Source organism: Salipiger mucosus DSM 16094 (genome assembly GCF_000442255.1).
In the GTDB taxonomy this organism is placed as follows: Bacteria; Pseudomonadota; Alphaproteobacteria; order Rhodobacterales; family Rhodobacteraceae; genus Salipiger; species Salipiger mucosus.
This window is the reverse complement of record NZ_KE557277.1, coordinates 37,802-50,085: the sequence shown is the minus strand read 5'-3', so window position 1 is coordinate 50,085 and position 12,284 is coordinate 37,802. Positions and strand designations below refer to the sequence as shown.

Here is a 12,284-nt window from a genome sequence, read left to right as displayed (position 1 = left end):
CGCTTAGCCCCCGGAGCGGCCGGGTGCAACCTCAGGCGGCCTCGGCCAGCCGTCCCAGCGCCGCCTCGACCACCTCGGGCCCCGCGCCGTCGCGGGTTGCCCGTTCCGACAGCACCCGGCGCCACTGGCGCGCGCCCGGCCGGCCCGCGAAGAGCCCCAGCATGTGCCGCGTGACCTGGTGCAGGCGTCCGCCCTCGGAGAGATGGGCCTCGATATAGGGCAGCATGGCGCGGGCCACCGCCTCGGGCGAAGCCGGCGTGCCCGGCATGCCGAAGATCCGTTCGTCCGCCTCGGCCAGGATGTCCCAGGGCTGGTGATACGCCGCGCGCCCGATCATCACGCCGTCGAGGCCCGCCTCCAGCAGTTGTTCCGCCTGCGCGAGGCTCGTGATCCCGCCGTTGATCGAGACATGCAGCCCCGGGAACGCCGCCTTCATGCGCTGCACCAGCGGATAGTCCAGCGGCGGCACGTCGCGGTTTTCCTTGGGGCTGAGCCCCTTCAGCCAGGCCTTGCGCGCGTGAATCGTCACCCGTCGGCAGCCAGCCCGTTCGATCGCCTCGAGGAAGCGCGGCAAGGCTTCCTCTGCGTCCTGGTCGTCGATGCCGATGCGGCATTTGACGGTCACCTCGACATCGACGGCCTCGCGCATCGCCGCGACACCCTCGGCCACGAGGTCGGGCTGCGTCATCAGCACCGCGCCGAAGGTGCCCGACTGCACCCGGTCCGAGGGGCAGCCGCAGTTGAGGTTGATCTCGTCGTATCCCGCCTCGGCCCCAAACCGCGCTGCCTGCGCCAGTTCGCGCGGATCCGACCCGCCGAGCTGCAAGGCCACGGGATGTTCCGCGGGGTCATAGGCGAGCAGATGCAACGCCCCGCCCCGCACCAGCGCCGGCGCGGTGACCATCTCGGTATAGAGCAGCGTCTCGCGCGAAAGCAGGCGGTGCAGGTAACGGCAGTGCCGGTCAGTCCAGTCCATCATGGGCGCAACGGACAGGCGGGAGGCCGTTGAAATCTCTATTTTTTTATTCTTTTCGGTCACTTACAGGCACCTACAGTTCGTCTCGTTTCCGCTCATTATGGACCAAATTCGTCGATTTTGACACTGGATTTGGTCCCGTGGACCAAATACAATTTCGTGGACCAAATGGGGAGACCATCATGGGCTCGATCACCACACGCAAACGCAAGGATGGAAGTCACAGTTACAGGGCACGTGTACGAGTGATGCGCGAGGGAACCGTCTATCACGAGACAAAGACCTTTGACAGACGCCCTGCCGCAACCGCCTGGATAAAGAAGCGCGAGAAAGAGCTAGCAAAACCTGGTGCCTTGGAGGAGTTGAACGTATCTGACCCCCCGTTGTCCAAAGCGATTGAGCGCTACACCGAAGAAACGGTGAAGGATATCGGTCGTACCAAGGCGCAGGTCCTCAGGACCATCGCCACCTACCCGATCGCCGATCTACCCTGTTCCACCATCAAGTCGAAGGATATCATCGAGTTTCTTCAGTCACTGCCCGGACAACCGCAAACAGTCGGGAACTACGCGAGCCATCTCGCCTCCATATTCGCCATAGCACGACCGATGTGGGATTTCCGACTGGATGACCGGGAGATGAGAGATGCGATCACTGTTGCGCGCCGTATGGGGATTGCCTCCCGCTCAGCCCAGCGGAACCGCAGACCCACTCTCGATGAACTCGACCGGTTGCTGGTCCATTTCGTTGATCGGCGCCAAAGAACACCTCAGGCCATGCCCATGCACAAGGTGATCGTGTTCGCTCTCTTCTCGACGCGCCGACAGGCAGAGATCACCCGCCTCACCTGGGATGACTTCCAGAAGGAGCACAAGCGCATCCTGGTCCGTGACATGAAGCATCCCGGCGAGAAGCTCGGAAACGATACCTGGGTCGATCTGCCCGAGGAGGCCATTCAGATCATAGACAGTATGTGCAAGAGCAAGGCTGAGATTTTTCCTTACTCTCCGGACGCGATCACGGCCAACTTCACCCGCGCCTGTAAGCTGCTCGGAATCGAGGATCTGCACTTCCACGATCTGCGCCACGAAGGCATTTCTCGGCTATTCGAGATGGGTTGGAACATTCCCCATGTAGCAGCCGTCAGTGGGCACAGGTCTTGGGTCAGCCTGAAGCGATACACGCACATCCGGGAAACAGGCAACAAATATGCGAGCTGGCCTGGACTGCAGCTCGCAATCGACAACGCGTGATACGGCGACCCAAGCTTGACCTTCGCGCGACCGCTTTCGCTTTACCCACGAAGATAATGGAGCATGTGGACCGGAGAAGGCAATCTCCGCATCTATGAGGAAATCAAATCTTGGTAGGCGAGACACCGAGCGCGCAGAAAGTCACATACTCCCGTTGACTGGATTCCCTGAAAAGCCCGCGTTTTGAAATTCGCCTGCCCCCCCTGAACCAGAAGATGCGATCACCTACGAACGCTTCTGGTGAGTTGGCCTGGCGCTTTATGTCCAAGCGACCTTGGCTTTCGGTCGACCTCGGAACAACAGCTCCCCAAATCATTCGTCCGTCGAACCATGCCACTGGAACGGCACCGAGTGCCCGCTCTCCGCAAACCGCCGCTCGAAATCCTGCGCGACCTCCTCCACCGTGATCGTGGAAAATTGCGCCAGCAGCCGCGCCTCGGCCTCTGACAGCGTCGCGTCCAGCCGCGCGTCGACCGCCTGTTCGACGAGGCAGGACGAGGAATCCGCCTGTGGCCCGATGTTGAACAACGGCGGGTGACCGACCGCCTCGTAGACATCGCGCAGGCTGATCCTGGCCAGCGGGCAAGCCAGTTGCCAGCCGCCGCCATGACCCTTTTCCGACGTCACGATTCCCCGCTCGCGCAGCCCCGCCATCATCCGGCGCACCACCACGGCATTGGTCGAAATCATCTGCGCGATCTGTTCCGAGGTGGCACGCCCGAGGTGCCGGTCCATGTGGATCAACACGTGCAACATGCGGGACATGCGAAGATCGCGCGCCATGGGGTTTCCTTTCCTGATCTTTCCAGCCTCCTTAGCAGCACTCAAGTAACAATGAAAGTTTCGTGTCTTGAAGGCGCGCCGCGAATCACGTAACTCTTAATGATACATATGAGGGAAGACCATGGAACATGATGTCATCGTCATCGGCGGAAGCTTTGCCGGGCTCGCCGCCGCAATGCAGCTTGCCCGCGCCCGCAGACGCGTCTGCGTGCTCGACACCGGCGCCCCCCGAAACCGCTTTGCCGCCGCCTCGCACGGGTTCCCCGGGCAGGATGGGCGCTCCCCGCAGGTCATCCGCGCGACCCTCAGACACGAACTCTCGGCCTACCCCACTCTGTCCTTCCGGGACGGCACGGCGGTTTCGGCTGCGCGCGACGAAGAGGGATTTCAGGTGACATTGGCGAAGGGCGGCGACATCACCGCGCGGCGGCTGGTGCTGGCCTTCGGTGTCCGCGACAGCCTGCCCGACCTGCCGGGGGCGACCGAACGCTGGGGAAAAACCTTGCTGCATTGTCCCTATTGCCATGGATATGAGCTGAACGGCAGGCCAGTCGGCGTTCTGGCGCGCGGCGACGCGGCGCTGCACCAGGCCATGCTGCTGCCGGATTGGGGGCCGACCACGCTCTTCACGCAAGGCCGGCTCGCCCTCTCCGCGGATCAGCGGCAAGGCCTGGCCGACCGGAGGGTCACGGTCGAGGAAACGCCTGTCGTGGACCTGCTCGGCACCGCCCCGGCGCTCGACGGGGTGCGCCTGGACGACGGGCGAGAGGTTGCGCTGGCGGGCCTGTTCCTGGCGCCCGACACCGCGCCCTCCTGCGATCTGGCAAGCGATCTTGGCTGTGCACTGACGGACGGCCCGACCGGCCCCTACGTGGCCGTCGACCCGATGCAGGCCACCAGCCAGCCCGGCGTCTTCGCTGCCGGCGACCTTGCCAGCTCCATGCCCAACGCCACGATCGCCGCGGCCTCGGGCGTGATGGCGGGCAGCGCCGCGCACCGCTCGCTGATCTTCGACCCCGATCTGACCGCAACGGCTTGAAGGAACATCGCCATGCAACAAACCACCCGAGACTTCTGGAACGACCGCTACCGCGAAAAGACCGGCGAGACCTCCGGCAAACCCGGCCTCGTCCTGTCCCAGTTCGCCGGTCCGCTGCAGCCGGGGACGGCGCTGGAACTGGGCTGCGGCCGGGGCGACGATGCGCTCTGGCTGGCCCGGCAAGGTTGGCAGGTGACGGCGGTGGACGTGTCCGCCGTGGCGCTCGCCCACGCCTCTGAAAGATCCGCCCGAGCCGGACTGGCTGGGTCCCTCCGCTTCGAAGAACACGATCTGGCCGAAACCTTCCCGGACGGCAGCCACGACCTCGTGGTCGCCAGCTTTCTGCAATCGCCGCGGGATTGGCCGCGCGCCCGGGTGCTGGCCCGGGCAGCGGGGGCCGTGACCACCGGCGGGCGACTGCTGATCACCGAACACGGCAAGCGCCCGCCGGGCTCCGAGGCGGCGGAGGATAGGGTGTTTCCCGGCGCCGAGGAAACGCTGGCCTCGCTTGCCCTCGACCCGCGCCACTGGCGGCGGCTGTGCGTCTGTGCCATCGCGCGCAAGAGCACCCGGCCCGAGGTGCAAGGCCAAACGGCCGAGGACAACGTGATCTTCCTGCAGCGGCTGGGCTGAGGAAGGGATTTCGTTCAGCGCCCCCTTTTCCCGCCCCGGCCACACCCGGCCCTTGTGCCCGGGGCGGGGTGCGTTCGGCGCTGCCGGACAGACTCCGCAGCGGCAGGCCTGCCAAGCGTATCGACTTACCGCGGGACATCAATTATCTATAATTCATGAAGCATGCCCCCGAAGAGACCCAATCCACCCGCATTGCCCGCATCCTCGCCGACCGCATCATATCGGGCGAGATCCCGCCCGGCGCACGGTTGCGGCAGGACCACATCGCCACCGAGTTCGGCGCCAGCCATGTCCCGGTGCGCGAGGCCTTTCGCGTACTGCAGACCCAGGGCCTGGCGGAGAGCGAACCAAGGCGCGGCTTTCGTGTTACCGAGTTCGACATCGCCGAATTGCGCGAGGTGGCCGAGATGCGCTCCAGCCTCGAAAGCCTCGCGCTGCGCCACGCCGCGCCCAACATGACGCGCAGGATTCTTCAGGAGGCGGAGGAAGTTACGCGGCGCGGCGACAGCGCCAGCACGGTGCGCGACTGGGACGCGGCGAACCGTCACTTCCACCGATTGATCCTTGCCCCCTGCCGGATGCCACGGCTCTTGCGAACCATCGACGACCTTCAGGCGGCAACCGCGCGCTTTCTTTTCGCCGCCTGGCGACGCGACTGGGAGGCGCGCACCGATCACGATCACCGCGCCATCCTCGACGCGCTGCGCAGAGGGCAGACCGATCTTGCCTGCACCACGCTTGCACGCCACGTCGGCTGGATTGGAAAACGCAAACCTGTTGGAAAAAACTCAGATTCAAGAGAGACTTACGAGATTCTCGGATAATTATCTATAATCCTGATTGCCTCCACCCGATCCGACCCTCCTAATTATAGATAGATTCCACGCCTATCTTCGGAGGACAGACACATGGCATTTCTCGACCCATCCCGGACCCGCCCCGCATCGCTCTGGCGCGGCATCGCCGTCGTACTTGGTGGCGCCCTGCTGATAACAATTGGCGGCAAGGTGCAGATCCCGTTCTGGCCGGTCCCGATGACCCTTCACACGCTGGCCGTCTTCTTTCTCGCCGCCGCGCTCGGACCGAGGCTTGGTTTCGCGGCGATGGCAACCTATCTGGCCGTTGGTGCATTGGGCCTGCCGGTCTTTTCCAATGCGCCGGAACGTGGCATCGGGCTTGCCTATCTCGTCGGGCCGACGGGCGGCTACCTCGCGGGCTATCTGCTCTCGACATTGGTCATCGGCTGGCTGTCCCGCAATCGGGGGTGGATCGGTCAGGCACTTGCGATGCTCGCCGGTCTTGCCGTCGTCTATGCCGTCGGCCTGCTCTGGCTGACCGCCTTCGTCCCGCTTCCCGGCCTGATCGCCGCAGGCTTCACGCCATTCATCCTCGGCGATCTGCTCAAGGTCGCCCTGGCCAGCGGCCTGAACGCGGCGATCACCCGTCTGAAGGAGCGCAGACAATGATCCGGACCGACTGGACCATGCAAGAAGCACGGGAGCTTCACGCCCTGCCCTTTCCCGACCTGCTCCACCGCGCCCAGACGCTGCACCGCGCCCATTTCGACCCGACCACGATCGAGACCGCGAGCCTGCTCAGCATCAAGACCGGCGGCTGCCCGGAGGATTGCGGCTATTGCTCGCAATCCGCCCATCACGACACGGGCGTAAAGGCCACCAAGCTGATGGAACCGGAGGAGGTTCTGGCAGCCGCCAGGCGCGCCAAGGCCGCCGGGGCGCAAAGGTTCTGCATGGGCGCCGCCTGGCGCAGCCCCAAGGACCGCGACATGGACAAGCTCTGCGACATGGTCCGGGGCGTGGCCGATCTGGGACTCGAGACCTGCATGACGCTGGGGATGCTCTCCCCTGCCCAGGTCGCCCGGCTGAAGGCGGCGGGGCTCGATTTCTACAACCACAACATCGACACCTCGCCGGCGTATTATGCCCAGATCGCCAGCACCCGCACGATGGAGGACCGCCTCGATACGGTCGAGCAGGTCCGCAAGGGCGGCATCAAGGTCTGCTGTGGCGGCATCCTCGGCATGGGCGAGGCCGAGGAAGACCGCATCGCCATGCTGGTGACGCTGGCGACCCTCCCCGCGCATCCCGACAGTGTGCCGGTGAACCTGTGGAACGAGGTCGAGGGCGTGCCGGTGCAGGCGCGCGCCCAAGCCGTCGACCCCTTCGCGCTGGTGCGCATGGTGGCGCTGGCCCGCATCCTGATGCCCGCCTCGGTCCTGCGCCTGTCCGCCGGGCGCACGGGGATGAGCGACGAGGTGCAGACGCTGTGCTTTCTTGCGGGCGCAAACTCGATCTTCGTGGGTGACCAGCTGCTGACCACCGGCAATCCGGCGGTGTGGAAAGATCAGGATCTGCTGGTCCGGCTCGGGATGCACATTGCCCCTGCGAAGGCCGCCGCCCGGCTCGCAGCGGTATAGGCTCAGCCCCGACAAGGATCTCCGCTGCCGGGGCGATCTGCCTTGGTCTCCTGAACGGCACGATATAGGTCTGCCCCTGCGATCAGCAGCATTGCGTCTGACTGCACGGCAGGCCCGACGCGGACATTCGCTACGGCGGTCAGGAGCGTTGGCTATGCGGACAAACCACCAATTCGCTGCAGCTGCGCCAAGGTCCGCTTCGATATGCGTGGGGCTGAAAAAGCGGTCGATCTGGGGCTGCTTTCCCAACCAGAAAGGCTGCCTGAGCACTGCGTGAATTCGTTCGATCATTGCGTTATCACGGCTGTTTCATCGATCCATCCGGCAATGATGTTGATCACGTCCCGCGAATAGGCATCGCGACCGGCCAGCGCGAACCTGACCTTCGCAGCGAAAGGCCATTGGTCCGGCAGCTGGTAATTGTAGTAACGGGCATCGAGCAGCGAATGGGTTGCACCGGGGACCAGGTGTATCCGGTTCTGCGGATGCGCCATGCCGATCAACTCCTGATAGACTGAGACCGTCTCCAGCGGATCGACGTTCAGATCGTCCGCCCCCATGAGTACCAACATCGGCAGGGTGAGGCGGGCAATATGCTCCCGTGCGTCTTCGCCATGGTTGAGACGAATGAACCCGAAGCGATCCTTTGTCAGGATTTCGCCTTCGGGCCGTCCCGCGGCACGTTCCGCAGCGACGTAATCTCGATAGGTCGCGCCCGGCCCGAAGCGGCGCTGGTCGCTCTTTGCCTGCCGATCCAGCTCAGCCGCGATCTCCTCCAACGACCTGCCTTCCCGCGAGAGCTGCACCGTAGTGAAGTATCGCCCCTGGTCCTGCCAGTTGATCGCGGCCCCGATCAGGACCAGAAAATCCGCTTGCTCCGTCAGTGATGGCACACGCGGCAACACCCATCCGGCTTGGGAAAAGCCCAGAAGACCGATGGGCCGGTTCTCGTTGCCGGGCTGCGCACGAATTGCGGCTAGCGCTTCGGCGGCTTCGGCCGCTCGGTCATGCATCGACTGCGACAACCAATTGCCGGATGACGCACCAACGCCTGGCTTGTCCCAACTGAACACCGAAACGCCCGCTCCAACCAGCGCATTGATCAGAGGCAGATAACCCGTGTCGGACCAGCGATCCTGCGCACCATCGCCATGCACGATCAAGAGGATCGGTCCGATCTCGGAAGCCGCGAGGAGCGTTCCCTGCAGCGTCGCTCCATCATGCTCGAATCCGATGTCCGTGGCCGGGACGGCCGGGATCTCGAAATCCGCAATGCGCGAGAACGCCACCAACGCGCCCGCCAGCGATGCCACTGTCGCTATAAGACCCAGGGTGACCCAAACGATCCACCGCCTCTTCATGGAACATCGCCATTCACGGCACGGTCGATGAAGGCCATCAGCGCCAGCTTGTCGGCGTCGGTGGCAGGCTTTCCGCCGAGTCCCACGCGCAGCGCGAACCCTTCGACCGTATCGAGAATAAGTCCAGCGGTCTGCAGGTGCCTTTCCTCTTCGGCACGGGTCGGCTCTGGTCTTTCCAACGCCATCGCCTCGGCCAGGTAGGCGATTAACATGCTCCGGTTGCCGCTGAAGAGCCTGCCGATTTCCGGGTTGCGCAGGGCCTCGGACGTAATCTCGATGGTCAGGACCGCCGATACCGGCTCAGCGCAATGATCGAAATAGCGCATCACGAAAGTCTCCACTGCCGCGCCGCTTTCCCCACAGGCCTTTACCGCCTCGACGATCCCGGTCAGCCCCGCCGTTTCCATCTTTGCGATCTCTGCGATCAGATCGTCGCGACCTGGAAAGTGATTGTAGAGGTTACCGATACTGACGCCCGCCTTGCGTGCGATATCGCGCATGCTCGTTCGAGCGATCCCGCTCTCGGCAAAACAGGTGATCGCTGCTTCCATCAGCAACTTCCGGCGCGCTTCAGCCGCCAGCTCCCGCTTGCCCTTTTCCATATTGGGACCGCCCATCTTGACCTCAGCTAGAAACTTTCGATTAATGAACGAACGTTCGTTCAATATTTAGTAGCACACAGCCGATCTGGAGGAAACCCCGCATGAGCATTGACGCCCTGAGAGCGCTCTTCGAGACGAAGTCGATCCTGCAAGTCATCGGGTTCATCTCCCTGATCAATCTAGGGCTGACCCTAGCCGAGGTTTTGCTGGACCTGACAACAAGGAAGGAGCGACGCTGGAAGGATACCGCCGCCAATTGCGCTATCTTCGTGGTGAACCAGGTTCTGGAAACCACTGCATTCGCTACAGTCGGGCTTCTCGGGCTGCTGCCCGTCTACTGGCTGGTGCCGTGGGAACTCCCGATGGTCTGGTGGTCATGGGTGCTCGCCTTTTTTGCGGCAGATTTGACCTACTACTGGATGCACCGCATCGAGCACGAGCGGCGCATCCTGTGGGCCAGCCACAGCGTCCACCACTCATCCCAGAACTATAACCTGACTGTCGGCTTCCGGTTGAGTTGGGTCGAGAGCCTGTTCGAATGGCTTTTCCTCATCCCCATGGTCCTGCTTGGGTTCAACCCCTTTCAGGCTATCATCGGCCTCATACTGGTCGCCCAGTATCAGCATTGGGTCCACACGGAACACGTGCGCCAGTTCGGCTGGCTGGACGAGGTATTTAACACGCCTTCAGTGCATCGCGTGCATCACGGGTCGAACCGAAAGTATCTGGACAAGAACTACGGCGGCGTCCTGATCCTATGGGACAAGCTCTTCGGCACCCTCCAGCGCGAAGAAGACAAGGTGATCTACGGTCTGACTTGGAACATCGACACCAACAATCCCGTCACCATCAACTTCATAGAATACCGCAACATCTGGCGCGACATGCGCCGGTGCCGGACATGGAGCGATAGGCTCTGGACCTGTTTCGGACGACTGACATGGCAGCCCGATTACTTGAAACCGCAAAAGTCTGATAGAAATTCTGCTGTTAAGGAGAGCACGCAATGACCCTTCATCGGGGACCAAATCCACCGATACCTGACGAGGCCGTCCACATAGAGGAAGGACTTCGCCATTCGCATCGTGTGGTGGCAGCTTCAGGCTACTGGGACGCGTTTGCCGCGAAGCTCCGCATACCGCTTGGCCCTCCGGATAGAGCAATCAACTTCATTGAGGGCAATCTCGATGCCGCCCATGCGATCAGTGCGGTTTCAGCCGGTGGACGCTTCCTGGGTGTTGCAGGCTTTAAGACGCTGGAAGGCGCGTTCGTGGGAGGTGGCATGCGAGAGCTGCGGGCCAGTTACGGCACGGTCGGCTCGGTTTGGCGTGGTGGATTGCTTGCATTGCTTGAGCGTGATTGCGAACCCGGAACACTGTTGATGGACGGTATTTTCGTTCACCGAACCGCGCGAGGCCTCGGGATCGGCTCTCGACTGCTCGCAGCGATAGAAGACTACGCCCTTTTGAAGGGGCTCAAACGGATTCGGCTCGACGTAGTCGATGAAAACTCACGTGCCCGTGCGCTCTATGAGCGCACCGGTTTCCAACCCGTTTCGCACAGCTCGATTGGCCCTCTGCATCGCGTATTCGGTTTCTCTGGCGCGACTACAATGGGAAGGTCTGAACTACGGCTTCGGCTTCGCCGACATCCGGCCATCCGGGCTGTGAAATCGGTGCGTGAGCCCGAGGCGCATTTGATTTCGCCGGATTTGGCATTGTTGAGGCCCCGAAACGGGGTCCTCGGACAGAGTCCGGCTCATGGCATCAGCTTTCTTCGTACGAGGAACAGGTTGCCGAGGGCGAACAGCGTGAAGAGTTGCGCGCGGTTCTTCGCGAGGCCACGGTAGCGGGTCTTCAGATACCCGAATTGGCGCTTGAGCACGCGGAATGGATGCTCCACCCGCGCCCGCACCATCGCGATAATCCGATTGATGTGCTCGTCGATGGGGTCCAGCGCAGCGCCCTTCGGCGCCTTCCGCATGACGCCCCAGAACTTGTCCGGGCCGGAGAAATGGGCCTCGCGCGCAGCGCTGACATAGCCCTTGTCCGCCCACACCGACGTCTCCTCGCCATGGAGGAGCTCATCCCAGACCTGGCTGTCATGCACCTTCGCCGTGGTGGTCTCGAGGCTATGCACGATGCCGCTCTCGGCATCGACGCCAACGTGCGCCTTCATCCCGAAGAACCAGTCATTGCCCTTCTTCGTTGACGACATCTCCGGATCGCGCGCCCCGGCTTCGTTCTTGGTCGAGGACGGCGCGTCGATGATCGTCGCATCGACCAGTGTGCCCGAGCGCAGCGTGATGCCCTGATCGGCCAGATGTTTGTTCACTTCAACGAACAAACGCTCCGTCAGCGCGTGCTTCTCCAGCAGGTGTCTGAAGTTCAGGATCGTCGTCTCATCCGGGACACGATCATCACCGAGTTCGATGCCTGCGAACCGGCGCATGGACTCGCTGTCGTAGAGCATCTCCTCAGCCATGGGATCGCTCAGCGCATACCATTGCTGCAGGAAATACACCCGCAGCATCGTCTCCAGTGGCATCGGCGGCCGACCACCCTTCGGCCCAACCTTCGGATAATGCGGCTCAATCAGCGCCAGAAGGCGCGTCCAGGGCACCACCGAGTCCATCTCCGCGAGAAACTTCTCACGCCGGGTCTGCTTCTTCTTCATCGCGTGGCGGAGACCGGGAAACGCAGGTTGCTTGGGCATTGGTGGGCATCCTTCTTCGTCTCGCCCAGTTTATCTCAACCCGGCCAAAGCGCGAGGTTTTTCAGACTCTCCTTAACGCCCTAAAATCGACTTTGGAGAGAAGCTTTCTTGACGCCGGCATTCCAACGAAAACAAATCCAGATGGAATTTCATTTTCAGGATTGACAAGAATTTCAATCGAAGAGCTGGAAGCATGGTACTTTGGGAATTGGAAAGCGGCATGCCGCGCTTATAGCCGGCTGCCCTCCACTGTCGCAAAAAAAGCCAAATACAGAAATAGCGATAACATTTCAGGAGGCACCTGGGAGGCATTCGAGCGCGAATGTAAAAAGGCCGGCTTTTTCTCGTCCGGATTGAGAAAAATCGAGGCCGCTCGCGAAATTGGTTTGCAAATTGCTATTAATGAAAATACTTCGCCAAGCCTGCAGAAATTTTATGACGGACTACTCTTGCTTTTGGGGGATTAAGCGCCGTGTTTTGCTACC

At 62.3% G+C, this 12,284-nt stretch carries 14 protein-coding genes; 9 read left to right on the top strand and 5 right to left on the bottom strand.

Annotated features, from left to right (window positions below; all coding sequences use genetic code 11):
• Positions 1–31: 31 nt before the first annotated feature.
• Complete coding sequence (dusA, locus tag SALMUC_RS14185; RefSeq protein WP_021120417.1) at positions 32–1,039, bottom strand: tRNA dihydrouridine(20/20a) synthase DusA; 1,008 nt, start codon at positions 1,037–1,039, stop codon at positions 32–34.
• A gap of 119 nt (positions 1,040–1,158) precedes the next feature.
• Here dusA and SALMUC_RS14180 point away from each other — a divergent pair, with 119 nt between their 5' ends.
• A complete protein-coding gene (locus tag SALMUC_RS14180; RefSeq protein WP_037372014.1) occupies positions 1,159–2,229 on the top strand; it encodes a site-specific integrase in 1,071 nt (356 codons plus the stop codon).
• A 312-nt stretch (positions 2,230–2,541) separates the two neighbouring features.
• On the opposite strand, the gene SALMUC_RS14175 is transcribed toward SALMUC_RS14180, so the two are convergent.
• A complete protein-coding gene (locus SALMUC_RS14175) occupies positions 2,542–3,012 on the bottom strand; it encodes an Rrf2 family transcriptional regulator (RefSeq protein ID WP_020042239.1) in 471 nt (156 codons plus the stop codon).
• Between the two features lie 121 nt (positions 3,013–3,133).
• Between SALMUC_RS14175 and SALMUC_RS14170 the strand changes: the two genes are divergently transcribed.
• The 5 genes from SALMUC_RS14170 to bioB all read left to right on the top strand — a co-directional run bounded on the left by SALMUC_RS14170 (position 3,134) and on the right by bioB (position 7,121).
• The gene (locus SALMUC_RS14170; protein WP_020042238.1) at positions 3,134–4,051 is read left to right on the top strand and encodes an NAD(P)/FAD-dependent oxidoreductase; all 918 of its coding nucleotides are present in this window, start codon (positions 3,134–3,136) and stop codon (positions 4,049–4,051) included.
• Positions 4,052–4,063: 12 nt separating this feature from the next.
• Entirely contained in the window at positions 4,064–4,684 is a 621-nt protein-coding gene (locus tag SALMUC_RS14165) for an SAM-dependent methyltransferase (RefSeq protein ID WP_020042237.1), read from the top strand.
• Between the two features lie 155 nt (positions 4,685–4,839).
• Complete coding sequence (locus tag SALMUC_RS14160) at positions 4,840–5,508, top strand: GntR family transcriptional regulator (RefSeq protein ID WP_020042236.1); 669 nt, start codon at positions 4,840–4,842, stop codon at positions 5,506–5,508.
• Positions 5,509–5,592: 84 nt separating this feature from the next.
• Positions 5,593–6,150, top strand: coding sequence for a biotin transporter BioY (locus SALMUC_RS14155; protein ID WP_020042235.1), 558 nt, complete (start codon positions 5,593–5,595; stop codon positions 6,148–6,150).
• Positions 6,147–7,121: a biotin synthase BioB gene (gene bioB, locus SALMUC_RS14150; RefSeq protein WP_020042234.1), complete on the top strand. Its 975-nt coding sequence runs from the start codon at positions 6,147–6,149 to the stop codon at positions 7,119–7,121. Before SALMUC_RS14155 ends, bioB begins: the two co-directional genes overlap by 4 nt.
• Positions 7,122–7,408: 287 nt before the next feature.
• Here the strand turns inward: bioB and SALMUC_RS14145 are convergent, their stop codons facing one another.
• Entirely contained in the window at positions 7,409–8,482 is a 1,074-nt protein-coding gene (locus SALMUC_RS14145; protein ID WP_020042233.1) for an alpha/beta hydrolase family protein, read from the bottom strand.
• On the bottom strand, positions 8,479–9,147 hold the full coding sequence (locus SALMUC_RS14140) for a TetR/AcrR family transcriptional regulator (RefSeq protein ID WP_156883517.1): 669 nt from the start codon (positions 9,145–9,147) through the stop codon (positions 8,479–8,481). The genes SALMUC_RS14145 and SALMUC_RS14140 overlap by 4 nt, the downstream gene beginning before the upstream one ends.
• A gap of 38 nt (positions 9,148–9,185) precedes the next feature.
• Between SALMUC_RS14140 and SALMUC_RS14135 the strand changes: the two genes are divergently transcribed.
• Entirely contained in the window at positions 9,186–10,094 is a 909-nt protein-coding gene (locus SALMUC_RS14135; RefSeq protein WP_020042231.1) for a sterol desaturase family protein, read from the top strand.
• Entirely contained in the window at positions 10,091–10,933 is an 843-nt protein-coding gene (locus SALMUC_RS28985; RefSeq protein WP_084513996.1) for a GNAT family N-acetyltransferase, read from the top strand. Before SALMUC_RS14135 ends, SALMUC_RS28985 begins: the two co-directional genes overlap by 4 nt.
• Here SALMUC_RS28985 and SALMUC_RS14130 read toward each other — a convergent pair.
• On the bottom strand, positions 10,843–11,799 hold the full coding sequence (locus SALMUC_RS14130; RefSeq protein WP_021120413.1) for an IS5 family transposase: 957 nt from the start codon (positions 11,797–11,799) through the stop codon (positions 10,843–10,845). The two genes, SALMUC_RS28985 and SALMUC_RS14130, sit on opposite strands and share 91 nt — an antisense overlap.
• A 2-nt stretch (positions 11,800–11,801) precedes the next feature.
• Between SALMUC_RS14130 and SALMUC_RS28980 the strand changes: the two genes are divergently transcribed.
• Positions 11,802–12,266: a DUF4276 family protein gene (locus SALMUC_RS28980; RefSeq protein WP_245584714.1), complete on the top strand. Its 465-nt coding sequence runs from the start codon at positions 11,802–11,804 to the stop codon at positions 12,264–12,266.
• Positions 12,267–12,284: the final 18 nt, after the last annotated feature.